Annotated in this window: 25 protein-coding genes, 1 tRNA gene and 1 pseudogene; 11 read left to right on the top strand and 16 right to left on the bottom strand. The window is 56.9% G+C overall.

All coding sequences use genetic code 11. The features are described from left to right. Window positions 1-4: 4 nt before the first annotated feature. A complete protein-coding gene (gene argB / locus E8M78_RS15270; RefSeq protein ID WP_137135803.1) occupies window positions 5-892 on the bottom strand; it encodes an acetylglutamate kinase in 888 nt (295 codons plus the stop codon). A gap of 125 nt (window positions 893-1,017) precedes the next feature. Between argB and E8M78_RS15265 the strand changes: the two genes are divergently transcribed. The 3 genes and pseudogenes from E8M78_RS15265 to E8M78_RS15255 all read left to right on the top strand — a co-directional run bounded on the left by E8M78_RS15265 (window position 1,018) and on the right by E8M78_RS15255 (window position 2,972). Beyond that, window positions 1,018-1,560 (top strand): sigma-70 family RNA polymerase sigma factor, encoded by a 543-nt coding sequence (locus E8M78_RS15265; protein ID WP_137135802.1) that lies wholly within the window; start codon window positions 1,018-1,020, stop codon window positions 1,558-1,560. After that, window positions 1,557-2,285 carry an anti-sigma factor gene (locus E8M78_RS15260; RefSeq protein ID WP_137135801.1) on the top strand — a complete coding sequence of 243 codons (729 nt, stop codon included), beginning with the start codon at window positions 1,557-1,559 and terminating at the stop codon, window positions 2,283-2,285. The genes E8M78_RS15265 and E8M78_RS15260 overlap by 4 nt, the downstream gene beginning before the upstream one ends. Window positions 2,286-2,418: 133 nt before the next feature. After that, window positions 2,419-2,972 (top strand): annotated as a pseudogene (locus E8M78_RS15255) (fasciclin domain-containing protein). Window positions 2,973-3,008: 36 nt separating this feature from the next. Here E8M78_RS15255 and yihA read toward each other — a convergent pair. From yihA to rpmH, 4 genes are all read right to left on the bottom strand, one after another. After that, on the bottom strand, window positions 3,009-3,665 hold the full coding sequence (yihA, locus tag E8M78_RS15250; RefSeq protein ID WP_062555227.1) for a ribosome biogenesis GTP-binding protein YihA/YsxC: 657 nt from the start codon (window positions 3,663-3,665) through the stop codon (window positions 3,009-3,011). Window positions 3,666-3,820: 155 nt separating this feature from the next. After that, entirely contained in the window at window positions 3,821-5,623 is a 1,803-nt protein-coding gene (yidC, locus tag E8M78_RS15245; RefSeq protein WP_137135800.1) for a membrane protein insertase YidC, read from the bottom strand. Continuing rightward, window positions 5,623-6,015, bottom strand: coding sequence for a ribonuclease P protein component (gene rnpA / locus E8M78_RS15240; protein ID WP_062555229.1), 393 nt, complete (start codon window positions 6,013-6,015; stop codon window positions 5,623-5,625). Before rnpA ends, yidC begins: the two co-directional genes overlap by 1 nt. Before the next feature lie 28 nt (window positions 6,016-6,043). Beyond that, complete coding sequence (rpmH, locus tag E8M78_RS15235; RefSeq protein ID WP_062555230.1) at window positions 6,044-6,178, bottom strand: 50S ribosomal protein L34; 135 nt, start codon at window positions 6,176-6,178, stop codon at window positions 6,044-6,046. Window positions 6,179-6,528: 350 nt separating this feature from the next. On the opposite strand from rpmH, the gene E8M78_RS15230 reads away from it, so the two are divergent. The 3 genes from E8M78_RS15230 (at window position 6,529) to E8M78_RS15220 (ending at window position 10,434) form a co-directional block, all read left to right on the top strand. Next, window positions 6,529-8,589: a methyl-accepting chemotaxis protein gene (locus E8M78_RS15230; protein WP_137135799.1), complete on the top strand. Its 2,061-nt coding sequence runs from the start codon at window positions 6,529-6,531 to the stop codon at window positions 8,587-8,589. 205 nt (window positions 8,590-8,794) lie between these two features. Then, entirely contained in the window at window positions 8,795-10,225 is a 1,431-nt protein-coding gene (locus E8M78_RS15225) for a HAMP domain-containing sensor histidine kinase (RefSeq protein ID WP_246658351.1), read from the top strand. A 132-nt stretch (window positions 10,226-10,357) separates the two neighbouring features. Then, window positions 10,358-10,434: transfer RNA gene (locus E8M78_RS15220), tRNA-Arg, on the top strand. Window positions 10,435-10,470: 36 nt separating this feature from the next. On the opposite strand, the gene E8M78_RS15215 is transcribed toward E8M78_RS15220, so the two are convergent. The 9 genes from E8M78_RS15215 to E8M78_RS15175 all read right to left on the bottom strand — a co-directional run bounded on the left by E8M78_RS15215 (window position 10,471) and on the right by E8M78_RS15175 (window position 16,743). Next, window positions 10,471-10,884, bottom strand: coding sequence for a curlin (locus E8M78_RS15215; RefSeq protein ID WP_137135797.1), 414 nt, complete (start codon window positions 10,882-10,884; stop codon window positions 10,471-10,473). 198 nt (window positions 10,885-11,082) lie between these two features. Beyond that, a complete protein-coding gene (gene csgH / locus E8M78_RS15210) occupies window positions 11,083-11,475 on the bottom strand; it encodes a curli-like amyloid fiber formation chaperone CsgH (RefSeq protein ID WP_137135796.1) in 393 nt (130 codons plus the stop codon). A gap of 62 nt (window positions 11,476-11,537) precedes the next feature. After that, window positions 11,538-11,969: a curlin gene (locus E8M78_RS15205; protein ID WP_137135795.1), complete on the bottom strand. Its 432-nt coding sequence runs from the start codon at window positions 11,967-11,969 to the stop codon at window positions 11,538-11,540. Window positions 11,970-12,080: 111 nt separating this feature from the next. Beyond that, the gene (locus E8M78_RS15200; protein ID WP_137135794.1) at window positions 12,081-12,590 is read right to left on the bottom strand and encodes a flavin reductase; all 510 of its coding nucleotides are present in this window, start codon (window positions 12,588-12,590) and stop codon (window positions 12,081-12,083) included. 93 nt (window positions 12,591-12,683) lie between these two features. Continuing rightward, complete coding sequence (gene rutD / locus E8M78_RS15195) at window positions 12,684-13,457, bottom strand: pyrimidine utilization protein D (RefSeq protein WP_137135793.1); 774 nt, start codon at window positions 13,455-13,457, stop codon at window positions 12,684-12,686. A gap of 68 nt (window positions 13,458-13,525) precedes the next feature. Then, the gene (rutC, locus tag E8M78_RS15190) at window positions 13,526-13,915 is read right to left on the bottom strand and encodes a pyrimidine utilization protein C (protein WP_137135792.1); all 390 of its coding nucleotides are present in this window, start codon (window positions 13,913-13,915) and stop codon (window positions 13,526-13,528) included. A 25-nt stretch (window positions 13,916-13,940) separates the two neighbouring features. Beyond that, window positions 13,941-14,687: a pyrimidine utilization protein B gene (rutB, locus tag E8M78_RS15185; RefSeq protein WP_137135791.1), complete on the bottom strand. Its 747-nt coding sequence runs from the start codon at window positions 14,685-14,687 to the stop codon at window positions 13,941-13,943. After that, window positions 14,684-15,775 carry a pyrimidine utilization protein A gene (rutA, locus tag E8M78_RS15180; RefSeq protein ID WP_137135790.1) on the bottom strand — a complete coding sequence of 364 codons (1,092 nt, stop codon included), beginning with the start codon at window positions 15,773-15,775 and terminating at the stop codon, window positions 14,684-14,686. Before rutA ends, rutB begins: the two co-directional genes overlap by 4 nt. A 245-nt stretch (window positions 15,776-16,020) precedes the next feature. Then, entirely contained in the window at window positions 16,021-16,743 is a 723-nt protein-coding gene (locus E8M78_RS15175) for a helix-turn-helix domain-containing protein (protein ID WP_205910242.1), read from the bottom strand. A 105-nt stretch (window positions 16,744-16,848) separates the two neighbouring features. Here E8M78_RS15175 and hemN point away from each other — a divergent pair, with 105 nt between their 5' ends. Next, window positions 16,849-18,198 carry an oxygen-independent coproporphyrinogen III oxidase gene (gene hemN, locus E8M78_RS15170; protein ID WP_137135789.1) on the top strand — a complete coding sequence of 450 codons (1,350 nt, stop codon included), beginning with the start codon at window positions 16,849-16,851 and terminating at the stop codon, window positions 18,196-18,198. Here hemN and cysQ read toward each other — a convergent pair. Further along, window positions 18,184-19,011 (bottom strand): 3'(2'),5'-bisphosphate nucleotidase CysQ, encoded by an 828-nt coding sequence (gene cysQ, locus E8M78_RS15165; RefSeq protein ID WP_137135788.1) that lies wholly within the window; start codon window positions 19,009-19,011, stop codon window positions 18,184-18,186. The two genes, hemN and cysQ, sit on opposite strands and share 15 nt — an antisense overlap. 151 nt (window positions 19,012-19,162) lie before the next feature. On the opposite strand from cysQ, the gene E8M78_RS15160 reads away from it, so the two are divergent. After that, window positions 19,163-20,203, top strand: a complete 1,041-nt coding sequence (locus tag E8M78_RS15160) for a proline racemase family protein (RefSeq protein ID WP_137135787.1) — start codon at window positions 19,163-19,165, stop codon at window positions 20,201-20,203. Between the two features lie 4 nt (window positions 20,204-20,207). On the opposite strand, the gene E8M78_RS15155 is transcribed toward E8M78_RS15160, so the two are convergent. Continuing rightward, on the bottom strand, window positions 20,208-21,137 hold the full coding sequence (locus E8M78_RS15155; protein ID WP_137135786.1) for a tetratricopeptide repeat protein: 930 nt from the start codon (window positions 21,135-21,137) through the stop codon (window positions 20,208-20,210). A gap of 214 nt (window positions 21,138-21,351) precedes the next feature. Here E8M78_RS15155 and pyrC point away from each other — a divergent pair, with 214 nt between their 5' ends. From pyrC to E8M78_RS15140, 3 genes are all read left to right on the top strand, one after another. Beyond that, on the top strand, window positions 21,352-22,401 hold the full coding sequence (pyrC, locus tag E8M78_RS15150) for a dihydroorotase (protein ID WP_137135956.1): 1,050 nt from the start codon (window positions 21,352-21,354) through the stop codon (window positions 22,399-22,401). Window positions 22,402-22,495: 94 nt separating this feature from the next. After that, window positions 22,496-23,671, top strand: a complete 1,176-nt coding sequence (locus E8M78_RS15145; RefSeq protein ID WP_137135955.1) for a GGDEF domain-containing protein — start codon at window positions 22,496-22,498, stop codon at window positions 23,669-23,671. Between the two features lie 116 nt (window positions 23,672-23,787). Then, window positions 23,788-24,492, top strand: coding sequence for an orotate phosphoribosyltransferase (locus tag E8M78_RS15140; RefSeq protein ID WP_137135785.1), 705 nt, complete (start codon window positions 23,788-23,790; stop codon window positions 24,490-24,492). Window positions 24,493-24,495 lie beyond the last annotated feature (3 nt).

Below are 24,495 nucleotides of genomic sequence, written 5' to 3'. Positions count from 1 at the left end.
GATATCAAGGAACGATGAGCGTTCCTGCGCCACCTTCGGTGTAGATTTCCAGAAGAACCGAATGCGACGTCTTGCCGTTGAGGATGACGACGCCCTGAACGCCTGCCTTGATGGCGTCGATGCAGGTCTCGACTTTCGGAATCATGCCGCCGGAAATTGTACCGTCCTTGATCAGCGCCTGCGCCTGCGCAACAGAAAGCTCCTTGATCAGGTTCTTATCTTTGTCGAGCACGCCTGGTACATCGGTCAAAAACAGCAGACGGTCGGCGCGGAGTGCGCCAGCAATCGCCCCGGCAAACGTATCGGCGTTGATGTTGTAGGTAGCGCCATCACGGCCCGGAGCAACAGGTGCGATGACAGGGATCATTTCCGACTTCGCCAGAAGGTCGAGCAGCGTACGATCCACTTCCACCACTTCGCCGACGAAGCCGAGGTCCAGAACGCGCTCGATATTGGATTCCGGATCGATCACGGTCTTCTTGGCCTTTTCAGCAAACACCATGTTGCCGTCCTTGCCGCAAAGCCCGATTGCCCATTCGCCCGTCTGGTTGATGAGCGCGACGATCTCCTTGTTGATGGAACCAGCCAGCACCATTTCAACGATCTCGACCGTCTTCTGGTCTGTCACCCGCAATCCGCCTTCGAACTTGGATTCGATTCCCATCTTGGAAAGCATTGCGCCGATCTGCGGACCGCCACCATGCACGACGATCGGGTTGACGCCCGCCTGCTTGAGAAGTGCAATGTCTTCGGCGAAAGCGCGACCGAGTGCCGTATCACCCATTGCATGGCCGCCATATTTCACGACAATCGTCTTGTTTTCGTAACGCTGCATGAAGGGCAGGGCCTGCGCCAGCAACTGGGCCTGCATCTCGCTTTCGGAAGGGGACATGAAAACACCTCTGGAACCTTGGTGCGGCCTTTTAACCCATGTTTTTGGCGGAGGAAATAATCCGTTTGAAACAAATGAGCGTAAGCGACGTAGTATCGCCAAATGTGCCGTGGAAGATGAGTGCAATGGCTGAAACCGATCTCCCGGATCTGCTGGCCCGGGTGGCCTTGCAGGATCGTGCAGCTTTCCGCGCCCTTTATCTTGCCGCATCCCCGAAACTTTTCGGCATTTGCCTTCGTCTCCTCAAAGTGCGGACGGATGCGGAAGTTGCGCTGCAGGAAATCTTCGTCAAGATCTGGTATCGGGCCGATCGTTTTGTCGGAGGGCAGACCAGCGCGATGCCCTGGCTCTGCGCGATTGCACGTAACCATTCGCTGGATGTGCTGCGAGGCCGGAAGCAAGAGACGGAAAATCTGGACGATGAAACGGACCGCCTTGTCGATGAAGTTCCCGATCCGGAGGCACAAACTGTGATCAATGGCGAAGGAAGGCGCATTGACAGGTGCATGGAAGAGTTGGATCCTGACCGGGCGCAGGCGGTTCGTGCAGCATATGTCGATGGCATGGGTTATCAGGAACTGGCGGAACGGTACGATGTGCCATTGAATACGATGCGGACGTGGCTGAGGCGCAGTCTTTTGAAACTGAGAGTGTGCATGGACCGATGACTAGGCCGGACCAGAGCGAAGGGGATCGCGCAAGAGACGAAGTTCTTGCGGGCGAGTATGTTCTGGGCGTCCTGCCCGCCGAAAAGCGTCAGCAGGTCGAACAACGGATCCGGCGCGACCGTGCCTTTGCGGCTATGGTCGCGCGTTGGCAGGAAAATCTGTCATCCATGGATGATGAATACACTCCGCAACTGCCACCGGAATCTGTATTTCCGCAAGTGCAACAGCGTCTGTTGACGAGGAACTCGCAACAGACGCAGCTTTCGGGATTTGGACGCCTGTGGTCTTCGGCTACGGTTTGGCGAACTTTGGCCCTTACCTTGTTCCTTATGCTGATTGGTGTCGCCATCTTTGGTCTTCAGCCTCCGTCTTCCCTGAAGACTGGTGGACAGCTGCAGGCGCAATTGAAAGGGCAGGATGCGACTAATATGAGCCTGCTCGCAAGTTTCGAGCCGCGCAGTGGAAGACTTGTGATGACGCCCATTGCCAATTCGCAGGCGGAGCCAAAGTCGTTACAGCTCTGGATGATTGACGGAAACGCCCCGCCTGTTTCACTTGGCCTGATGCCGGACATCGGGACTGGGGATGTCATCATTCCGGATGCTATGCGCCGACGCATTGCGAACGGTGTCACGCTGGCCGTCAGTCTTGAACCAAAAGGCGGCTCGCCGTCCACCGGTCCCACCGGTCCCGTGCTGATGTCTGGACAGATGGCTGCTCGCTGAGTGGTGAAATTTATTTTAGATTAGCTGAAACTTCCTCTCCCCAACTCTCGTCCTTTCAAATGACCCGACTATTTCGGGCCATCCAACGGGCAAGAGTCCCGTCGCTGTTTGAACGAAGGAAGAGGAAATATCCATGTTCAAATTCGCGATGCACACATTGGCAGCTGTCGCTCTGGTAGCGGGTTCCACCGCTCGCGTCTTCGCTGCGAATCCGAAGGTCGGCGGCGCGCCGATGTATGAAACAAAGACCATCGTCGAGAATGCCGTCAACTCCAGGGATCACACGACGCTGGTTGCTGCTGTGAAGGCTGCCGGTCTTGTCGATACATTGTCCGGCAAGGGCCCCTTCACCGTGTTCGCGCCGACGAATGCCGCATTCAAAAAGCTGCCGAAGGGTGCGGTCGATAATCTCCTGAAGCCGGAAAACAAGGCGCAGTTGCAGAAGGTGCTGACATGTCATGTTGTCGCGGCTGATGCCATGTCCGGCATGATCGCAAAGATGATCAAGGATGATGGCGGTACGCACGACGTCAAGACGGTTGTATCCTGAAAGCAAAGATGAACAAGGGCCGTATTACGCTGACGGATGAAAACGGAAGCGCTGCTCGTGTCACGATTGCCGATGTGAAGCAGTCGAACGGCATGATCCATGTGATCGACCGCGTTATGCTGCCGAAGACCATGTAATAGCCAGATCAAGGTCCGGCCTGGCTCACCGATACGTCAGGCCGGACGCCCGATCGTCTTCAGGATTTCCGCGCGCAAGGCATCGAGACCTTCAGACTTCTCCGATGAAGTCGCCAGAACCTCTGGATAGGCGGCGGGGCGCTTGCGGATCTTCTCCAGCGTTTCGTCAACCAGTTTCGGTACGGCAGGTGCCTTGATCTTGTCGGTCTTTGTCAGAACGATCTGGTACGAGACGGCGGCCTTGTCGAGCAGCGACAGAACCTCATCATCGTTCTTCTTCAGCCCATGGCGGCTGTCGATCAGCACATAAACGCGCTTCAGGGTCGCGCGGCCGCGAAGGTAATCGAAAACCAGCTTCGTCCAGGCATCCACCTGTTCCTTGGGGGCTTGTGCATAGCCGTAACCGGGCATGTCCACCAGCGCCATGGGCGGCAGATCGTCGCCTTCACCGGAATAGCCGTCCGGGACAAAGTAGTTGAGTTCCTGGGTGCGGCCGGGCGTATTGGATGTTCGCGCAAGACCCTTCTGCCCGACAAGTGCATTGATCAGCGAAGACTTGCCAACATTCGAACGCCCTGCAAAAGCAACCTCGAGCGGTCCTTCCGGTGGCAGGAACTTCATGGCGGGAACCCCGCGAATGAAAATCCAGGGGTGCCCAAAGATCGGCTTCGTGCTTTTGGTGTCGCTTGTCATGAACAGTGCCTTTGTTTCAGGTCCCGTGCATTCAGGGTTTCGATGCCCGAGTCAAGCGGCGAGCGCACCTGTCTTGCTGAAATCCCGCGCCAGACTTTCCTGCAACCGTGAAGCAAAAGGCCCCGGCCTTTGAGTAAGCCGGGGCCATCTTGTATTTACTTGGTTTGCGCCGGTTTTCGCTGGAATATACTCTTCAGATTGCCGAACAACTCAATCTTTGCACCGTGACGCTTCATGATCAGCGCCTGCTGCATAATCGACAAGGTGTTGTTCCACGCCCAGTAGATGACCAGACCAGCAGGGAACGACGCCAGCATGAAGGTGAAGACCAGCGGCATCCACGTAAAGATCATGGCCTGCGTCGGATCCGGCGGTGTCGGGTTCATGCGCATCTGCAGGAACATCGTGACACCCATGATGATGGGCCAGATGCCGATCATCAATGCATGCGGCACGTCGTAGGGCAGAAGGCCGAAAAGGTTGAACAGCGATGTCGGATCGGGCGCAGACAGATCCTGGATCCAGCCGAAGAACGGCGCGTGGCGCATTTCGATCGTGACGTAGATGACCTTGTAGAGAGCGAAGAACACCGGGATCTGAAGCAGGACCGGCCAGCAGCCTGCAATCGGGTTTATCTTCTCTTCCTTGTAGAGCTGCATCATCGCCTGTTGCATGGCCATGCGGTCATCGCCATGCTTTGCCTTCAATTCCTCCATCTTTGGCTGAACGCGCTTCATCGCAGCCATGGAGGCGTATTGCTTGCTTGCGAGCGGGAAGAACAATCCCTTGACCACGATGGTGGTGCACAGGATAGCGACGCCGAAGTTGCCGAAGAAGCGGAAGAAGAAGTCCATCAGCTTGAACATCGGCTTGGTGATGAAATAGAACCAGCCCCAGTCGATGAGCAGATCGAACTTTGGAATTGAGTGGCTTGCTTCATAGCCGTCGACGAGCGGTACTTCCTTGGCGCCTGCAAAGACAAGATTCTTGATCTCGGTCGGCTGACCCGGCTGTACGGTGAAGCTGTCTGACTTGAAGTCCGCCTGATAGCGCGTCTGGCCGTCCGCGAGATAGCGGAACTGGGATTCATAGGCGAGCGTCTGCGGCGGAATGAGTGTTGCAGCCCAATACTTGTCGGTTATGCCAAGCCAGCCGCCGGTCGCCTTTGCGTTGACGGTCGCTTCCTTTTCGACATTGCTATAGCTGTGCTCTGAGAGACCTGCCTCGGAGCCGATGACGCCGAGAAAGCCTTCATGAATCACATAAACGGAGGGATGGTTCGGCTTGTTGTAGCGTGTGACGCGTCCATAGGACGAAAGATTGACGGCTGCGCCGGTCGGGTTCTCGATCTTGTCGGTCACCGTCAGCATGTAATGTTCGTCGATAGCGACCGTGCGGTTGAACAGCAAGCCTTTATCATTGGTGAACGTCAGTGTTACCGGTGTCTGGACGGTCAGCTTGGCACCTGCAGGTGCCGTCCATACCGTTGATGGACCCGGCACCGTTCCGGTCTCCTGACTACCAATGTAACCGAGTTCGGTGAAGTATCCGTCCTTCGTGTCGGCCGGAGAGAAGAGCACGATGGTCGGGCTCTTCGGATCGACCGTCTCATGATATTCGCGAAGGCTCAGATCGTCAAAGCGGGCGCCCGTGAGGTTGATGGAGCCGGAGAGGGCAGGCGTGTCGATCACGACGCGTGCGGATTTCGCAAGCGATTCTTCGCGCGTAACCTGGCCCTGAGCCTGTGCGCTGGCAGGCAGGGTGCCGTTCGGCTGTACGCCGGATTGAGCGCCAAGGCTCTCCGGCTGGATGATCTGGCTTTGCCCCTGGCTCGCGAGCCGGGCTTCCTCGGCGCGACGCTGGGCTTCCAACCTCGGATTCATATAGAGGAATTGCCAGGCAAGAACAATCACCACTGAAAGGGCGATCGCGATGAAGTAATTGCGATTCTTTTCCATCATGCTTTCCTGGAACGGGTCTCCTCGGACCGCTTGTGTTTCGGTCTGCTTCCGATCCGCTCGGAAAGCGCTTTCGTCACGTCTGCGAAAGGCGCACTTAGTAACTCGCGCCGCGCGACAATGACGTAGTCGTGACCGTCTTTCATTGCAAACTGGGCGCTTTGACGAACTGCTTCGCGCAGCCGTCGCTTCATCCGGTTTCGCTCTACAGCATTGCCCTGCTTCTTCGTAACCGTGAAGCCGACGCGGGGCTCGCTTGCGGGATCCTTGCGATCGAGAACCTCCAGAAGGAAGAGGGGTCCACGCCGCTTCTCACCGTCCCTCACGGCAAGAAACTGCGGCCGACTTTTCAGCCGCCCGACAGTTCGCTGCATAATGTCTTTCGACTTCATTGCCCGGTCAATCTCGGGCTGTCGACACTTAGGCCGACAGACGCTTGCGGCCACGTGCGCGACGGGCAGCAAGAACCTTGCGACCGCCAGGCGTAGCCATGCGGGCGCGGAAGCCGTGACGACGCTTGCGAACAAGCTTGGATGGTTGGTAGGTACGCTTCATTTTTTTAACACCGCGGTGTGCGGCCCTTCTTGAAGTTGCTCCGAGAGGAGCAAGAGCGTTGTTTGAAAACGTTTCAGCCACAGGTGCGCTGATGCGCTTCAGCCTGAGATGCCGGACGTGCGCGGCTTATAAGGGCATCAGCCGCGCAAAGTCAATCATTGCCGCCTTCACATCACGGTAACTCTGACTCCGATTTTGTTCCGGTCACCTATGCGGGTAGGTCGTTTACGACACAAGCTCTGATTTATGTTCAGGCTTCCTTAATTACTCGATGGCAAAATTTCGGGCAATCGAAGCTGTCCGGGAGCGGGGGCTCAGTAGCCGGCGACACGGAAGACAGGAAGGGTGCAATGAGAATTCGAGGCAAAATCAATTTACTTGTTGGCATACTGAGTATGGTTGCATTGGTTGTCGGCGGATTGTCGCTCTTTGCAATTGTTGAGTACAGCAACCGCATCGCGGCATTTGATAATGCTGCCACGCGGGCCTACAAGGGCGAAACTCTGAACCGTGCGGTCACGGCCGTCGTCATGGAAGCGCGTGGCATCTACGCTGCCAAGGACGCAGCAGACGCCGAGAAATTTGGCCCGGGCCTCATGAAGAGCCTGGATCAGATTGATCAGGTTCTGGCTTCCTGGCAGCCGCTGGTTCCCAAGGATCAGCGTGCTGTTTTTGAGGCGATGGTGTCGCGCGCCAAGGAATTCCGTGCGTTCCGTTCTGAAACGGTCCGGCTGGCGAAGGAGGAAGGTCCTGTCGCAGCCAACAAGCAGGGTAACAACGAAGCAAACCGCAATAACCGCAAGGCGTTCCAAGCAGAAATCGACGCAGTGGTTGCCTCCGATCTCGCTGAACTGGACGAGGTCCAAAAGAGCGCGGAATCGTTCGGTCGGACATTGTTCAGTATGATTGCCGCGATTACTGCCATCGGCGTGATTGCCGGTGCTGCCGTAGGGATGTTTATCGGCACCCGTTCGCTGAGCAACCCGATTATTGGCTTGACTGAAGCGATGAAGCGCCTCGCAAACGGAGATTATTCCACTGAGATTCCGTCCATGGGACGCCAGGATGAAATCGGCGATATGGCCGCTGCCGTCGAGGTGTTCAAGTCGAATGGCGTCGAAGTCAATCGTATGAATGCCCAGGAAACCGCGAATCGTGCCAAGAGTGATGCTCTGCAGAATCGCATGGCCAGCGTTATGGCTGCGGCTGCAAGTGGTGATTTCTCTTCTCGTATCAACAAGGAGTTTGGTGATCCGGCACTCGATCGCTTCGCTCGCAATGTCGATGAACTGCTGGAATCGGTTGATTCCGGACTTACCCAGACTGGCGCAATCCTGAAGCGCCTCGCCGTTGGCGATCTGACGGAGACGATGCGCGGTGAATTTCGCGGTGCCTTTGCAGAGCTGCAGTTCAATGTGAATGAAGCCATCACGGGTCTGCGCAAGACCATGGAAGAGATCCGCAACGCGACGAGCTCGATCAACAGCAACTCGGAAGAGCTTCGTATAGCAGCCGATGACCTGTCTCGTCGAACTGAGCAGCAGGCCGCTGCACTTGAACAAACGTCAGCCGCGCTCGATGAAATCACAGCCGTGGTCAAGACATCCACGACACGAGCTCAGGAAGCCAGCGAAATGGTGACCGAAGCCAAGCAGAGCGCCGCTCAATCCGCAAATGTTGTTCGTGACGCCATCACCGCGATGGGCCGCATCGAGCAGGCTTCCCACGAAATTTCTCAGATCATCAATGTGATCGATGAGATCGCCTTCCAGACGAACCTGCTGGCTCTGAACGCAGGCGTCGAAGCGGCTCGTGCCGGTGAGGCAGGTAAAGGCTTTGCCGTCGTTGCCCAGGAGGTTCGTGAACTGGCCCAGCGGTCTGCGAACGCCGCCAAAGACATCAAGACGCTGATCACGAAGTCCGGCGACGAGGTTGCTGGTGGTGTGAAGCTTGTACAGAAAACGGGCGCTTCGCTCCACGAAATCGAGACGCAGGTCCTCAGCATCAACGATCATATTCATTCGATCGCGGTTGCTGCCCGGGAACAGGCGACTGGTCTGCACGAGATCAATACCGCCATCAACCAGATGGATCAGGTTACGCAGAAGAACGCTGCCATGGTGGAAGAGACGTCCGCCGCGACACACAAGCTTTCGAGCGAAACCGCAACGCTCTTCTCGCTTCTGTCACACTTCAAGATTGGTGACATGGTGGTCGCTGCGCCTTCGAGTTACGCATCCGAAGCAACTTCGCGTCCGGGCGTTTCTCGTGTGCCCCGTGCTGCCGATACGGCATCTTCACCAAAGGCCTCGCCAGCCCGCAAGATCATGGGCAATCTCGCCCGTGCTCTCTCGGTGCCAAGCGCTGCCGTGGCGGTTGCCGCCAGCGGCGAACACTGGGAAGAATTCTGAGAACTGCCGAATTAACGAACTGTAATGAAGGTTTGGCGTCCGAGGGCTGGAAAAACCCTTCGGGCGCCATTATCATTCTGTCCTGAGCTAGGTGGGCCTGAGGGCCTGCTGTCCAAGGGGAATGGAGTTCCGCATGAGCAGAGTGGCGGATCTATCCGCCCGACAGGCACTGGCAGGAGACGATGCGGACGCGGCGATACAGCGGATGCCGCGGCGACTTCACGGCCTGTCAGGGCGCCTTCTTTGGCTGACGGTTGCCTTCGTCATGTTTGCCGAAGTCCTGATATTCATACCGTCCATTTCTGTGATGCGCACGACCTGGCTGCGCGACAGGCTCGATACAGCCGCCGCTGCTGGGATCGTCATCGATGGCCTGCAGCCGGCTGAATTGCCCCGCGAAGTTCAGGACGATACGCTGCTTGCGACCGGGACGAAAGTTCTGGCGCTGCGCAAGGATGGAACGTCTCGACTTCTGGCGGCCATTGATGTGCCTCCACAGGTCGATGACCAGTACGATCTCGCCAATGAAGGCGCCGTCTACGCCATGCAAAATGCGCTTGATACGCTGTTTTTGGGTGGCGGGAAGGTGATGCGCGTCTTCGGTCCAATCGGTGAGACCGACATGATCATTGAGCTGGTCATGACGGACGATGCCCTTCGCAAGGCGATGATCAGTTTTTCCAAGCTCATGTTCGGTATTTCGCTCTTGATCTCCCTGGTGACGGCCGGACTGATTTACGTCTCGATCAACCGCATGATGATTAGTCCGATCCGCCGTTTGACGCATGGCATGCAGCGCTTTTCCGATCGTCCCGAAGATCCGGACCGAATCTTCCAGCCGGGCAGGGCAAAGGGTGAAATTGAAGTGGCCGGTCAGCATCTGGCTGCCATGCAGATGGAATTGCAGCGGACACTCAAGCAACAAAAGAATCTTGCCGATCTTGGCCTCGCGGTCTCAAAAATCAATCACGACATGCGTAACATTCTTGCTTCGGCCCAGTTGATGTCTGACCGGCTTGTGGACGTGGAGGATCCCATGGTGCGCAGCTTCGCCCCCAAGCTGCTGCGCACGATTGATCGCGCAGTCGGCTATACCAATGAGGTTCTTGCCTACGGTCAGGCCTCGGAGGCGGCGCCGCGCCGCAGGCTGCTGAAGCTTGCCGACCTCTGTCAGGATGTTCGGGACATGCTGGCCATCGATCCGGAAGGAACGATTGGTTTTGTCGAGCAGATTGCGGAGGATCTGGAGGTTGACGCCGATGGTGAGCAACTGTTCCGCGTGATCCACAATCTGTGTCGAAACGCCGTTCAGGCGCTCAGCCAGGCCGAGCCTGGTGAAGACGCACAGGCACACCGTATTACCCTCAGTGCGCAGCGTGTGGGATCGGTTGTCAGCATCACTATCGACGACAATGGTCCCGGCATGCCGCAGAAGGCCCGGGAGAACCTCTTTACGGCGTTTCGGGGCGCTGCCCGCTCTGGTGGGACGGGCCTGGGCCTGGCCATAGCGCGTGAGCTCGTGCTCGCTCACGGCGGCACGATTGCGCTCGTCGAGAAGCCGGGACGGGGCACGCAATTTCGCATAGAGATTCCTGACCGGCCGGTCTCCCTGGAGAGCTATCGCGCAAGGGCATGAAAATAACCGATATTTTTCAATACCTTGCTCATATATTTCAAGAAAATGACGCCTGATTTTTCAAAAGCGCTTGCAATCCGAAACGTAACGCTTTAGAGGATCGCCAACGCCGACGGACAGTCGGTGAGGCAAGCACCCGTAGCTCAGCTGGATAGAGCACCAGACTACGAATCTGGGGGTCAGGAGTTCGAATCTCTTCGGGTGCGCCATTCTTCTTCCAATGATTTTGATAGCACGCGGGCAGATTATCGCCATCCGTAGCTGAACGTCAGGCCGCTTTCTTGACCGCGCTGCTCGACGTTTGCCACCGCTCCGCGACCGTACTGAAATATTCCGTAGGCATTCTCGTCGCCGTTCTGGCGCAGTGTCGCAGAGTGGTCGCTGCCGCGCTGCCGGATGAATCCGACATTGTCTCTCCCGTTCTGGACGACACCAGCTTCATTATGTGAACCATCCTGCCGGATCTCTCCTTGCTTCAATCCTCGGTACATGGAGTAGAGGCGTACGCCCGTTGAAAGCAGGTCTCCACCCTGATCCCGCGAAGGGTTGAGCGTGAAAGAGACCGATCCTCCAGCATGGGCGGGCGTTTGCGTGCCAAGCGACAGGGAAAGGGCTGCCAAAGCAAGAGCGGCTACGGGTGTCTTCAGCAGGCGGTTCATCGTCGGTCTCTCCTTGATCTGAGCCTGAAGAGAGATTGCACTGCCATGGCTGAATGGCTGCGGAACCCGATGTTTAGCTGCCGTTTAACTTCATGTCGGGCAAGCCCGGTCGCCGTTAGAAGTGCCAATCCGCAAATGAACTCAAAAAGAAAATCCGGCTCCTGGAAGCCGGATCAACAATTTTCTTTTGGCAGGAGTTCAGACCCCCGCGCCGACCGTTTCCGTACATTTGACGCTTGTCCCGCCACCCTTGACTTCCAGTCGTGCATCGTAGCTGGAACCTGTGCCGAGTGACACCAGGCCGAGAGAGCTGGCTTTCGCGGCGTCCACATTGAAAGGGCCGCCTTGCTGAATCACGCTATTGCCGCCTTGACCAGATCTATCCACCATCAGACGGTAGGTGCCCTCAATGCTTTTGTCCGAGAAGGCGAGAGCTTCCAGTGTAATGTTTCCGCCGGATTTCGTGACGCGCAACTCGCAGCGTAGCGGACCCTTGCTTGAGCCCGCGATGGCAAGCCCTGCCGTTCCGCCCACTGCGGCGAGCAGTAGGGCGACGACGACGGTGCTCTTGGCATTGGTATTGATGAACATGGCCATTCTCCAAACAAACTGGCTCTGTGGGCGGGAAGCGTTTGAACAGGTTTGGGTTGGCGTCAGTCGCAGGACTGGACGAAGGCAGCGATATTGCCGCTGCCGGCCTGCGCTACATTTGCGCTACAGCCACGGCCCACCTGAACACCGGCAGCGATATTGCCATTGCCATCCTGGGTCAGGATCGTCTGGTGACCGGAGCCGAACTGGCCGACACCTGCGCTGTTGCGGTTTCCGGTCTGATAGGTGCTTGCGGAATTGCGGTTGCCGTCCTGGCCCGTGACGGAGAGGTTGTCGTAGCCACGCTGGTGAGAGGCCGACGAGTTGCCGTAGCCGTTCTGGTAGGATCTTATGCGGTTCCAGGATCCATGCTGCGTGCCGCCAGCGGAATTGGACCATCCGTATTGATCGATCCGGACATCGTTGGCCAAGGCCGGCACAGCCGCGGTGAGGCTGGTCAGGGCTGCAAGAGCGATGAGAGTTTTGCGGATCATGAAAGCGTCTCCTTGTGCGGATCGTTCCGCCATTGAACGCTTTCTTTTTAGTTGGCCGATGCGGAATGGCGTCTGAAGACGCCATTTAGCTGCCGTTCATGCCGTGAATGATCACACCGTCTTGTAAGCGCGATCGAAATAGATAAGGCCTTGGCCCTCGCTCCGGATATCGATCGTTTCGACAGAGCAGAAAAGGACGTCATGAGTTCCGCCATCGGCGACAGAGGAGATCGTGCAGTCGAAACTCGCAAGCGCTCCCTCCAGACGTAGGCAGCCCGTCTCTGTCCGAGACCAGGTTGCCGCCGCGAAACGTTCGTCTACCGGTGTCTTGCCGCCGAAGAGGCGGCTGAGGCTCTCATGTTCGCTGGCCAGAATGTTGACGCAGATTGCTTGATTGGCCGCAACCGCCGGGTAGGCGGAAGACCCCTTGTTGAGGCACACGAGAAGCATGGGAGGAGAGTCAGACACAGAACATACGGCTGTTGCCGCAAAACCCGCCCGGCCACCATCCCCATCCGTGGTCACGATGGTGACCGCAGCAGCCAGACGCGCCATGGCATCTCGGAAAATCTGGCGCATGTCAGTCTCGGTGGAGGAGAGAAGTTGAGGCGAAGCGGGCATTTCGGATGTCTCCAGAGGGGCAGTAGTCTTGAATGTTACGGAGGAAGCAGCGTTAAGGTTCAATGGCGTGGCTCTCAAACTTTCACAGCTTGTTTAAGATGAAAGAAATTCCCCGACCTCGGCATTGAAGCGATCCGACAGGGTAATGTTCATGGCGTGACCTCCATGGTCCCAGACAGACAGGGTCGAATGGGTCAGTCCCTGGTCAAGCCGCACAGACCGGGTGAACGGTACCAGCAGGTCGTCTTTTGTTGCCATGACGAAGGTCTTGCAGGAGATGCGATCAAGCTTTGTATCCACATCGAAGGCACGAAGTGCTGCAATGCGCCGCGTCACGTTTTCTTTGCCCTGAAAGTGTGTGATGCCATGCGCATCATCCCGGGCAAGCCGTTCGGCGTTTTCGCTCATCCACCAGGAAGGATATAAAAACAGGGGCTGTGCCTTCACGAAGGCAGGCACACCAGACTTTTCCAGCAGTTCGAGGCGTACATCAAAGCATCGGCCGGAGTGCGGATCGGCCTTGCTCCATGCATTGATCAGAATGAGTTTTTCGATGAGGTCGGGCCTGCGAAGAGCGATGTCGAGGCCGATCAGCCCGCCCAGCGCATGACCCATGAAATCAAAGCGTGTAAGGCCAAGAGCTTCAACGATCTCCAGCACATCATCGGCCATGGCCGCGATGCCGCCTGTCACTGGAACCTCGCCGCCTGTATTTCCGCACCCACGATGATCGTAGGTAATGACACGGAAACGCTTGGAGAGCGCCGGGATCTGTGGTGCCCAGTAGGCGCCTGAGCCGCCGAGTCCAGAGGAAAGCAGAATGGTTGGCGCATCTGGCTCGGTCAGGCCGTGGATCTCGTAATGCATCGGGTGCTCTTGGCTGAAATGGATATGGAGCCTCCCCCGGCCGCACGCGCGAAGGGGAGGCGATCGGTTTACTTCGTTCCGATATGCGCAACAGTGGCGATTTCCACCAGCGCATCCGGCTTCACCAGCCCGCACTGTACGCAGTAGCGGGCGGGTTTTTCGCCGGGGAAATATTCGGCATAGACCTTGTTGATCGCCTGATAATTGGCCCAGTCGGTGAGGAAGATGTGGTTCATGGTGACATCTTCCATCGTGCCGCCCGCAGTCTCGATAACGGATTTGATGGTTTCCAGCACATGGCGGGTCTGTGCGGCCGCATCACCCACGTGAACAACATCGTTGTTCTTGTCGAAGGGAAGGGTGCCCGACACGTACAGTACGCCATCGGCCAGCGTGCCGGGCGAATAGGGGGCGATGGGCTTCTGCGTGCCTTCGGGAACGACGATAGTTTTCGGCATGATCTCTCTCCTGATGTGATGGATATTATTCGGCGGCTTCGGCGGGTGCTGCCTGACCGATCGCGCCGCAGAAATCATTGACGGTCGAAACCCAGCCAAAGAATTTCTCGACGTTGTAGACGGTGGCCTGCTGAATGAAGTCTGGCCCAAGATGATGGGTCGCATCCTCCAGCATCACGCCGAAATATTCGAGGTGGAAAGCGTCCCGCAGCGAGCTTTCCACGCAGACATTGGTGGCAATGCCGACAAAGACGAGGTTACGGATGCCGCGGGCGCGCAGGACACTGTCCATATTGGTGTTGAAGAAACCGGAATAGCGCGTCTTCGGCACCAGAATGTCCCCGGGCTGCGGCTGAAGCTCGTCCACGATGGCGTAATCCCAGGTACCCTTGGCAAGCAACTGACCTTGAAGCTCCGGGCGCTTGCGCATGGTCTTCAGCGCGTTGGATTTGTGCCAGTTGGGTGAGCCGGGGCCGCCAGCCTCCACATAGTCCTTGTCCCAGCCGTTCTGGAAATAAACAACCAGAACGCCCGCCGCGCGCGCCGCATCGAGTGTCTTCTTGATGTTGGAAATCGTCCCTTTGGCGCCTGAGATATCGAAGCCCGCGAGATCCACATAGCCGCCTTCGGTGGAATAGGCATTCTGCATGTCCACCACCACGACGGCAGTTTCAGACGGCTTCAGCGAAATCGGTTCTGGTCGGGCCGGAAGTGTCACGCTCTTGGTCAGTTCCGGGCGAGGCTGGTATCCTGCAACAACCCTCTCGCTCATTCGGCGGCCTCCAACATGGATTGAATGTGGGCGCGGCTCTTCATCAGCGGCTGGACGAACTGGCCAAACTTTTCGATGCCTTCCAAAAAGTCGTCGAAGGTCAGCATGACGCCGCCGGTGCCGGGCACTTCGCTCATCTCGTCCAGCATGGCTGCCACTTCCGCATAGGAGCCGATCAGCGTACCCATGTTGATGTTGACGGCGGAGACCGGGTTGGACATATGGCGCACATTGGTATCGGAGCCGGATTTGGTGTCGGCGGCACTCTGCAGGCCAAGCCACTTTATAGCTTCTTCATCCGCACCTGCCTTGTAGTGCTCCCACTTGGCGAAGGCGGCTTCTGTCGTTTCTTCCGCAATCACCATGGTCAACACGAAGGAGCGCACTTCACGACCTGTCTTTTGCGTGGCGGCCAGAAGCCGCTCATTGGTAGGTGCAAAGGCCTTGGGCGTGTTGACGCCAACGCCGAAGCAGAAGCTGTAGTCTGCAAACTGTGCCGAGAACGCCATGCCTGAATTCGAGGAACCGGCGCAGATCAGCTTAACATCGCCCTGCGGCACCGGCTTCATCCGGCAATCATCCATCTGGAAATATTTGCCCTTCAGGTCGGACTGACCTGTCGTCAGCAAATCCTTGAGGACTGTGGTGTATTCCGAAAGATATTCGTACCGGTCGGAGAAATAGTCATCTCCCGGCCACAGTCCCATCTGGCTGTATTCCGGCCGCTGCCAGCCCGTGACGAGGTTGACGCCAAACCGTCCGCCCGAAATGGAATCGATCGTGGTTGCCATCCGTGCGACGATGGCCGGCGGCATGATGAGCGTAGCGGCCGTGCCGAAGAGCTTGATCTTGGAGGTGACCGCGGCAAGACCCGCCATCAGTGTAAAGCTTTCCAGATTATAGTCCCAGAACTCCGTCTTTCCGCCAAATCCACGCAGCTTGATCATCGAGAGCGCAAAGTCGAAGCCGTACTTCTCTGCCCGGAGCGTGATTTCCTTGTTGAGCTCGAAGCTTGGCTTGTATTGCGGCGCATTTTCCGAGAGCAGCCAGCCATTGTTGCCGATTGGAATGAAGACACCGATTTCCATGAGACTTACTCCTTCTGTCGCTCAAGGGTCCGAGACCCGCTGCAGAAGGTTTTGCAATCCGCGTGCCAGATGAAATAGTGATTGTAAAACAAATGGTTAAGTTTCGGCGATCAAAAAAATTTATCAAATGGTCAAAAAATGCCTATCCGTTAGACAGGCAGCAGTCGTCGCGCACGCCTGTTGAACAGCGCAATGCTTATTTTTTGATCTTGATCAAACGAATGGCAAAACGTCGCCCGCTTATCTTACCCCGCCCGAACGCGCAATTTAGTAAAACTAAGAACCTCTATGTGGCGGTTTGCGGTAATCGAGATGACCTTCTCGCCCTTGAGCTTTGAAAGCTGGCGGGAGACGGTTTCAATCGTCAGGCCGAGATAATCGGCGATATCCAGGCGCGAGACGGGGAGATCGAAAACCCGTTTCTCCCCTTCTGCGTCCGGATCCAGATGCGTGGCAATCAGCAGAAGCAGACTGGCAACTTTTTCGGCAGCGGTCTTGCGGCCGAGCGTTACCATCCAGTCGCGTGCCTCATCCAGTTCACGCAGCGACTGATCCATTAGTCTTTTGCGAAGTTCCGGGTTTCCGTCGATCAGTCTTTCCAGAATGCGCCGCGGTACACGGCAGACATCCACATCCGATGCGGCTTCAGCGGTCATCGGGCTTTCGCTGGCATAGAGCCTACCGACGAGATCCGGCGCGAATTGCAATCCCACAATTTGTTGGCGGCCATCTTCGAGCGTCTTGGAGAGTTTCACCACACCCCGGATGATGTTGTCATAGGCATCGATATCGGTGCTTTCGCCAACCAGTTCCTCACCGGCGGGCTGGCTGATTTGCCGTGTGTGTTTCGAAAGAAACGTTAGCTCCATCGCGTTCAGGGCGCCGCACATGCCTTTGTGGCGAACCTCGCAGCTTTTGCAAAGTTCGGGAATATCGGAGTTGTGAATGTCGAGGCGCGAAATATCCATGGCACGCTCGTTATAGCGGCTTCTTAAGGATGCTTCCATTCCACTTGATCTTGATCAAGGAATGGCGGCTCCGAGCTTCTAATGTCGCTGCAAAAGGAACATTCCATGCAGCCAGAACTCATCCGTCGCTACGCTATCGCGGTTCCCCGTTACACCAGTTATCCGACTGCGCCCCATTTCCATACGGGCGTAAACGGCGCAACCTATGCCCATTGGCTTGCACGCGAGGACGGGGAAACAGGTCTTTCACTCTATCTGCATATCCCGTTTTGTGATCGGCTCTGTTGGTATTGCGGCTGCCACACCAAGCAGACCAGGCGTTACGATCCTGTCGCGGGCTATGTAGATGCTCTGCTCGCCGAAATTGCTCTTGTTGCGCAAAATCTGCCAAAACGGCGGAAAGTCGCCAGCATTCATTTCGGCGGCGGCTCGCCAACCATTCTGTCGATCGCGGATCTCATGCGTGTCCGTCAGGTGCTGGATCAACATTTCGATGTGGAGTCCGGTGCAGAGATCAGTGTCGAGATCGATCCTGGTTTCGTGGATCGCGAGAAGCTGGAAGGCTGGCGGGCCTTCGGTGTCACGCGTGCAAGCGTCGGTGTACAGGATTTTGACCCAAAGGTGCAGGCGGCGATCAACCGCCCGCAATCCTTCGAGCAGACGCATATGATTGTCTCGCTTCTGAGAGACTTGGAGGTCGGCGGCATCAACCTCGATGTCGTCTATGGCTTGCCGCATCAGACACGCTCCAGTCTGGAGAAAACGCTCACGATGGCATTGTCCATGCAGCCCGAACGGTTTGCAATCTTTGGCTATGCCCATGTGCCGTGGATGAAGAAGCACCAGACCTTGATCGACGAGAAAGCGCTGGCGGGTGTCGAGGAGCGTTTCGCCATGCAGCAGCTTATCAGTGACATGGTCACGGCTGAAGGATACCTCGCCGTCGGGATCGACCATTTCGCCAAGCCGGGGGACAGTCTCGCTGCCGCGCTCGACGCAGGCGAAGTAAAGCGCAATTTTCAGGGTTACACCACAGATGGCGCGCCGAGCCTGATTGGTCTAGGTGCCTCAGCCATCGGCAAGGTGCAAGCCGGTTACGCACAGAACATCGTGGCGACTGGCGAATATATGCGCGCCGTGAACGAGGGCCGGCTTCCCATCGATAAAGGCATCGAACTGACGGTGACTGATCGTGTCGTCGGAAGCGCTATTGAGCAGTTGATGTGCTCTTACGGCTTCTCCATGCGCGATCTTCGCCGTGAACATGGCGCGGCTGCGGATGTTCTATTGGCCGATGCCGCTCGTCTTCAACAGCAGGATCAGGATGGGTTCATCAGCTTCGATGGCGACCGTTTTGAAGTCAATGAAGCCGGTCGGGTCTTCGTGCGAACCATTGCCGCCGGTTTCGATCAATATCTTGGACGCAACGCTGCGCGCCACTCAGTTGCTGTCTGAAGGGGGACAGTCGACAGGGGGCTGTCCCCAGGCAAAAAAGCCCGAATTGGCGAAATCGGCATCGCCACTCTGGCCCGTCTTCCCGTATTTCAGGGGGGTGCCGTCGGCAGTCAAGGTCATGCCGCCGGCGGCACGTAGAACTGCATCGCCTGCTGCGGTATCCCATTCCATGGTTCGATTGTATCGCGCGTATAGATCTGCCGCGCCTTCCGCCAGGACACCGAATTTCAGAGATGAGCCGACAATGCGGCAATCTTTCACGCCAAGCGAATCCAGAAAGGGACCAATAAAGGCGTCGCGATGCGAGCGACTGGTCAGCGCAACCGGCGGCGTTTCACGAAGCCGGACACGGATGCGGGTGCGCTCCAGGACCTCATCGTTCTCGCCAATGGCAAGCTTCCATGCGCCTGACGCTCCACCGATATAGGCTGTCGCCAGAACTGGAGCGTAAACGATACCCGCCACCGGCACCCCATGTTCAACGAGGGCAATGTTGACGGTGAATTCGCCATTGCGGCTGATGAATTCGCGCGTCCCATCCAGAGGATCGATCAGTAGGAACCGTCCGGCGCTGATGTCCGGCTGAATGCCCTGGGACATCTGCTCCTCGGCAATCACAGGAATATCGACCAAGGCAGGCGCAAGAACTGCCAGGATCTCCGCCTCTGCGGCTATATCTGCTTCCGTGACCGGCGAAGCATCGTTCTTTGTCTCGACCTCGCAACCGCGTTCATAAATGTCGAGAATGATCCGTCCGGCTCGCAAGGCGGCGGTCTCGAAAAGGGCGAGAAGTTGCGTTTCGAAATAAGTCATTTCTTTGGAATGGCGCACACTGTTGCGGAATGCAATGCCGAGGTTGCTGGGAGTGCGATCAGAAAAATGCCGAAAGGCGTCAGTCTGCGATTTCCCTCGCTTCGGCTTCGGATTAATGTCGCCCCAACAGATATATCAGGAGTGGGCGGCCATGCGCTGGAAACGAACGATGCAGCTTCTTGACGTTCATGCCGAGGGGGAAATCGGCAAGGTCGCTATCGGGGGAGTGCCGAAGATTCCGGGCGCGACCATCGCCGACAAGCTGGCATGGTTGAATTCCGATCCAAAGGGGCAAGACCTCAGGCGGTTCCTGTGTCTTGAGCCGCGTGGAAATCCGATCGGTTCTGTCAATCTCCTGCTGCCGCCAATTCATCCGGATGCAGACGCAGCATTCATCATCCTTCAGCCTGATCAGGCGCATGCCAGTTCCGGGTCGAATTCCATCTGCGTTACGACAGCGCTGCTTGAGGCCGGTATCGTGGAAATGCAGGAACCTGAAACTATCGTGGTTCTGGAAACGGCTGCAGGTCTCGTTCGGGCAAAAGCCACCTGCCATGATGGACGATGTGAACGCGTAGAGCTCACGATGGTACCATCCTTCGTTCACGAGCTGGATGTCAGCCTCGATACGAAATGGGGACAAATTTCGCTGGACATCTCCTACGGCGGCGTATTCTACGCGCTGGTGGATGTGCAACAGCTTGGGCTGACTATCGAAAAGAAAAACGCGGCTGCTCTCGTATCTGCAGGCATGGAACTCAAGGCTCTCGTCAATGCCGCGTTCCCAGTGGTGCATCCGGAAATTCCAGCTGTTTCCGGCATTGCCTATGTGATGTTTCGCGACATCGATCCTGACGGAACCATCCGCACCTGCACGACAATGTGGCCGGGTAGGGCGGACCGCTCGCCTTGCGGTACGGGCAATTCCGCCAACCTCGCAACCCTCTATGCGCGTGGTAAGGTCAAGGTGGGGGATACGTTGACCTCTCGTTCCATCATCAATTCGGAATTCCGCGTAGGGTTGGCAGCCGAGACCATGGTGGCCGGAAGACCGGCAATCATCCCGACGATCAGTGGTCGAGGCTTCACATTCGGCCAGCAGACAGTGGCCCTCGACCCGTTCGATCCACTGGCGCGTGGGTTTGCGATGACAGATGTCTGGGGGCCATCCGCTGGCGATATTCCGGACTGATACCTTAAATATCCACCAGCGACGACGATATGGTCACATCGCCGGGGCCGAGCACCAGCATGTCGAAGCCGCTGCCAGTTGATGCGACTTCGGGGGAGGGTTGGGAAGCCACCCCGGCAGCCTGCATTTCTGCGAGTTTCTGCGCTCCGAATTTATCGCCAAGCGATGCCGCCTGCGCGTAGAGTTCAGCGGCCTTCTGCGCATTGGCAGCAATGCCTTCACCAGATTCAAACATGATGCCTAGGTTGATCATGGCATCCTTGTTGCCGCGTTTTGCAGCAAGATCGTACCATGCAATTGCCATCTGGTTATCTTCCGGCACCATCTGTCCTTCGTCGTAGATGGCACCGAGATTGAAGGCAGCGATGTCGTCGCCATTTGCAGCGGCGAACTCGAACCAATGGATTGCCTTGGCGGCGTCTGGATCGGTGCCAAGACCGTCACGGTAGGCCACACCCAGATTGTAGGCTGCAAGCACATTGCCTGCTTCGGCGGCCTGCGAGTACATACGGAACTCGGAGGCCTGGTCGCCAATACGACCCAGCAGCATGCCGAGATTGACCTTCGCTGCAGAATAATCGGCCTTTACCGCAGTTTCATAGGCGGCCATTGCTGCATCCGCCTGTTCCGTCCTGTTCAAAGCGCGTCCAAGCTGAAATGCAAAACGGGGGTTGCCGGTATCTTTGAAAGCTATGGAGCATGCGTTGACCGCATTGGTGTCGATCTGTTCGATGCTGACAGGCTGATAGGCCTGGTTCCGGCTGCGATCGTAAGGGCTGCCCGCCATCTTGTCGCATTGTTCCTGCATGACGAGCGAAACCCCTCCCAAAGCTTGCTGCTCGGCATGCAGGTTCATTGTCAGTCCGCCTAAAGCGATGGCGCTGCTTGCGAAAGCGAGGCTTAATTTCTTGATGCTGGAAGAACGCATTGTCATTCTTCTCTCCGGTCGTTGATCTTGTCTCTTGACTTGGTTGGTTAACGAACGCTTTCCTTGCGTAACGGTTCCTTAAGATCGGTCTGGATCACGTCTTGCTGATTGTCCTTGATCCATCGTGTCGCAGGCGTACCAAAAAACGAAAAGAGACAGTTGTCGGATTTTGTTGGTCGGTGCTATTGCGATGGCAACTCAGAACAGCGGAACGGCACTCATGAAAACCATCAGCATTCGTCGCCCGGATGATTGGCACCTCCACCTGCGCGATGGCGCCGTGCTTGCAGGCGTTATCGGTGACACGTCACGGCATTTTGCCCGTGCCATCATCATGCCCAATCTGGTGCCGCCGGTCGTGACAACCACAGATGCAAAGGCCTATCGGGAGCGCATTCTTGATGCCGTTCCGGCAGGGCATCGCTTTGAGCCGCTGATGACGCTCTATTTGACGGAACATACAGACGCTAATGACGTCGAAGAGGGCAAGAAGAGCGGCCTCATCTCCGCAGTAAAACTCTATCCTGCCGGGGCTACGACGAATTCACATGGCGGCGTGCACAACATCGACAAGGTCATGCCGGTACTGGAGCGCATGGCTAAGGTCGGGCTGAACCTTTGCGTTCATGGGGAAGTCACAACGCCGGAAGTCGATATCTTCGATCGCGAAGCGGTCTTCATCGAAGAAAAGCTTGATGTCATCCGTCGGCGTATCCCGGAGTTGAAGGTCACGATGGAACATGTGACGAGCAAGGTCGGCGTGGATTACATTCTCGCAAGCGACCGAAATCTTGCCGGATCCATCACCACGCATCACCTCATCATCAACCGAAACACGATTCTGGTTGGCGGTATTCGTCCCCATTACTATTGCCTGCCGATTGCCAAGCGTGAAACAGACCGTCAGGCTCTACGGAAGGCGGCAACATCCGGCGATACCCGTTTCTTCCTGGGCACTGATTCTGCTCCGCATGTGGATGGTATGAAGGAATGTTCCTGTGGCTGCGCTGGCATTTATACATCCATCAACACCATGAGCTGCCTTGCCCATGTGTTCGAGGATGAGGGCGCTTTGGATAAGCTCGAAGCTTTCTCCTCACTGCACGGACCGGCATGGTACGGCCTTGCTCCCAACGAAGAGGTGATGGTGCTGGAAAAGCGCGATGAGCCACAGGCCTATCCGGCAAAGATTGAAACTGCTGCGGGTCTTATCACGGTGTTCGATCCGCAATTCCCGCTTCATTGGGCGGTGCGGGACGCGGGTGTATAGGGTTGCAAATATTCTTAGATAGTAACCTTTCCGATAGACTTGCGCCCTAACCTGCGCAGCGAAGAAACGTATGATGACGTTGTTCGGAGCGGGCATGATGCTGGATTATCAAACACTTCTGATCTCGTTAGGGGTTTCGACCCTGTGTCTGCTCCTGACGTTTCTTGGTACCTGGATGGCACGCCGGCAGGACGGCTTCCTGCTGACCTGCGTTATCGGCCTTGCATTCCTGGTGCCGGGCATTTTTTCCTATAGCTACTACACTGAGATGCCGCTTCAACCAGTCGCGATCCTGTGTTGCTTGCTGATGTTGATGGGGTTTGCCACTATCTATGGCGCTTCCAGACAGTTTCGGCTTGGCTGCTCGCCGGTGCGCTATGCTCTGCGTTCTTCCATTCTCGCGGGCGCCGTAACAGTCACGCCCATTCTCTTTGGGCTGGACGGGCTTGGCTTTGTCAGCCTGAACGTGGCTGCTGCGATCATTCTGTTTGCCACGGCCTACGAGTATTGGCTTGCGAGGGCGGAAGCGCCGGGGCCGCTTCTCGGTATGACATTTCTCTATGCGGCCACAGCGATTTCCTTCGTGCTTTGTGCGTCTGTAATCGCCGTCGAAGGCCAATGGGTGTTGGGTCAGGCACCCGATAACTGGGCGGAGAATCTGAACATCGGCGTCAGCATTGCGGGAATGACCGGAATCGGCGCGATGTCGCTGATGGTGCATCAGGCGCGACTGACGGAATTCCATCGCAAGGAGTCTCTGACGGACGCATTGACCGGCCTTCCGAACAGGCGTGCTCTTTTTGAGGCCTACGAGAAGAAAGACTTCACGCATGAAATGGCAGTCGTCGTCTTCGATATCGACCGGTTCAAAAGCATCAACGATCAATTTGGTCATGCGGCCGGTGACGCGATTATCCGCCTTATGGCTGACGAATTGCGCGATTGTGTTGGGTTGACCATGGTGGCGCGTTTGGGCGGTGAGGAGTTTGCCGCCGTTATTCGAACAGCCGCACCCGGTTACGCCGAATGGCTCGCGGAGCGCGTCAGGCGCCATTTCGCCGATCGGGAGATCAGGGTGCTGAACGATACGATCCGGGCAACGGTCAGTGCGGGTATCGCCTATGGGCGAAGCGATGGTAGCGATTTTGACACCATACTCAGACTGGCCGATCTGGCGCTCTATCAGGCCAAGCGGGGCGGGCGTAACCGTATTGAGCTGGCCAAACCGGATTTGACGGTGCAGATGTCGGAAAGCCGATCTCTGGCATGAGGGCGGCGTGGAAAACGTCTTTTACGCAGGGCTTTTGCGGTCTGCGGGCATATGTCCTGCTGGTGTCCAAATCCGGTTGCTGCTATGGCGCATAAAACAGGGCAAGGAGATCGCACATGATACAGGTAACCTATCCAGACCGCGCCGTTATGGCTGAGCTGATGGCAAGGATGCTCTGGGAAATCGGTGCCGTTCACTTCCGCCCGGAACAGCCCTACAAGCTGGCATCCGGCATGGCGAGCCCAGTCTATATCGATTGCCGCAAGCTGCTTTCCTTCCCGCGCATTCGCTCGACAATCATGGATTTTGCCGCCTCTGCCGTCACGCGCGGGGCCGGCTTCGAGCAGTTCGACTGCGTTGCTGGTGGAGAGACAGCGGGCATTCCCTTTGCGGCACTGCTTGCCGAGCGACTGGCCTTGCCGATGATCTACGTGCGCAAACAGCCAAAGGGGCATGGACGCAACGCCCAGATCGAGGGGCACATGCCGGAAGGTGCGCGGGTTCTGGTGATCGAGGACCTGACCACGGTCGGCGGCAGCATGTTCCAGTTCATCGATGCCATTCGTGCCGCAGGCGGGATCGTCGATCACGCTATCGCTCTGTTCTATTACGGCTTTTTTCCCGAAGCCGAGGCGAGGTTTGCCGCTGGCAAGGTGCAGTTGCACCACATCGCCACTTGGCGCGAGGTTCTTGCCGTCGCAAAGCAGCAGCAGCTTTTCAGTGAAGGGACGCTTGGAGAGGTCGAAAGCTTCCTTGACCAGCCGCTTGCCTGGTCTGCGCGCAACGGTGGCGTGGCGGAGCTTGGCTTGCCCAAGAAATAACGA

It is taken from the genome of Rhizobium sp. FKY42, from assembly GCF_005222835.1.
Taxonomy (GTDB): domain Bacteria; phylum Pseudomonadota; class Alphaproteobacteria; order Rhizobiales; family Rhizobiaceae; genus Neorhizobium.
The sequence above is the reverse complement of the archived record's forward strand: the minus strand, read 5'-3'. Positions and strand labels throughout refer to the sequence as shown.

What these genes read in the sequence shown, in the direction of transcription:
- pyrC (WP_137135956.1), top strand. Translation starts at nt 21,352, where the DNA reads ATGAAAACCATCAGCATTCGTCGCCCGGATGATTGGCACCTCCACCTG.
- E8M78_RS15160 (WP_137135787.1), top strand. Translation starts at nt 19,163, where the DNA reads ATGCGCTGGAAACGAACGATGCAGCTTCTTGACGTTCATGCCGAGGGG.
- E8M78_RS15260 (WP_137135801.1), top strand. Translation starts at nt 1,557, where the DNA reads ATGACTAGGCCGGACCAGAGCGAAGGGGATCGCGCAAGAGACGAAGTT.
- E8M78_RS15140 (WP_137135785.1), top strand. Translation starts at nt 23,788, where the DNA reads ATGATACAGGTAACCTATCCAGACCGCGCCGTTATGGCTGAGCTGATG.
- rpmH (WP_062555230.1), bottom strand. Translation starts at nt 6,178, where the DNA reads ATGAAGCGTACCTACCAACCATCCAAGCTTGTTCGCAAGCGTCGTCAC.
- E8M78_RS15215 (WP_137135797.1), bottom strand. Translation starts at nt 10,884, where the DNA reads ATGAACCGCCTGCTGAAGACACCCGTAGCCGCTCTTGCTTTGGCAGCC.
- yidC (WP_137135800.1), bottom strand. Translation starts at nt 5,623, where the DNA reads ATGGAAAAGAATCGCAATTACTTCATCGCGATCGCCCTTTCAGTGGTG.
- rutB (WP_137135791.1), bottom strand. Translation starts at nt 14,687, where the DNA reads ATGAGCGAGAGGGTTGTTGCAGGATACCAGCCTCGCCCGGAACTGACC.
- argB (WP_137135803.1), bottom strand. Translation starts at nt 892, where the DNA reads ATGTCCCCTTCCGAAAGCGAGATGCAGGCCCAGTTGCTGGCGCAGGCC.
- yihA (WP_062555227.1), bottom strand. Translation starts at nt 3,665, where the DNA reads ATGACAAGCGACACCAAAAGCACGAAGCCGATCTTTGGGCACCCCTGG.
- csgH (WP_137135796.1), bottom strand. Translation starts at nt 11,475, where the DNA reads ATGTTCATCAATACCAATGCCAAGAGCACCGTCGTCGTCGCCCTACTG.
- E8M78_RS15155 (WP_137135786.1), bottom strand. Translation starts at nt 21,137, where the DNA reads ATGACAATGCGTTCTTCCAGCATCAAGAAATTAAGCCTCGCTTTCGCA.
- rutA (WP_137135790.1), bottom strand. Translation starts at nt 15,775, where the DNA reads ATGGAAATCGGTGTCTTCATTCCAATCGGCAACAATGGCTGGCTGCTC.
- hemN (WP_137135789.1), top strand. Translation starts at nt 16,849, where the DNA reads ATGCAGCCAGAACTCATCCGTCGCTACGCTATCGCGGTTCCCCGTTAC.
- E8M78_RS15145 (WP_137135955.1), top strand. Translation starts at nt 22,496, where the DNA reads ATGATGCTGGATTATCAAACACTTCTGATCTCGTTAGGGGTTTCGACC.
- rutD (WP_137135793.1), bottom strand. Translation starts at nt 13,457, where the DNA reads ATGCATTACGAGATCCACGGCCTGACCGAGCCAGATGCGCCAACCATT.
- E8M78_RS15230 (WP_137135799.1), top strand. Translation starts at nt 6,529, where the DNA reads ATGAGAATTCGAGGCAAAATCAATTTACTTGTTGGCATACTGAGTATG.
- E8M78_RS15265 (WP_137135802.1), top strand. Translation starts at nt 1,018, where the DNA reads ATGGCTGAAACCGATCTCCCGGATCTGCTGGCCCGGGTGGCCTTGCAG.
- cysQ (WP_137135788.1), bottom strand. Translation starts at nt 19,011, where the DNA reads ATGACTTATTTCGAAACGCAACTTCTCGCCCTTTTCGAGACCGCCGCC.
- E8M78_RS15205 (WP_137135795.1), bottom strand. Translation starts at nt 11,969, where the DNA reads ATGATCCGCAAAACTCTCATCGCTCTTGCAGCCCTGACCAGCCTCACC.
- E8M78_RS15225 (WP_246658351.1), top strand. Translation starts at nt 8,795, where the DNA reads ATGCCGCGGCGACTTCACGGCCTGTCAGGGCGCCTTCTTTGGCTGACG.
- rnpA (WP_062555229.1), bottom strand. Translation starts at nt 6,015, where the DNA reads ATGAAGTCGAAAGACATTATGCAGCGAACTGTCGGGCGGCTGAAAAGT.
- E8M78_RS15175 (WP_205910242.1), bottom strand. Translation starts at nt 16,743, where the DNA reads ATGGATATTTCGCGCCTCGACATTCACAACTCCGATATTCCCGAACTT.
- rutC (WP_137135792.1), bottom strand. Translation starts at nt 13,915, where the DNA reads ATGCCGAAAACTATCGTCGTTCCCGAAGGCACGCAGAAGCCCATCGCC.
- E8M78_RS15200 (WP_137135794.1), bottom strand. Translation starts at nt 12,590, where the DNA reads ATGCCCGCTTCGCCTCAACTTCTCTCCTCCACCGAGACTGACATGCGC.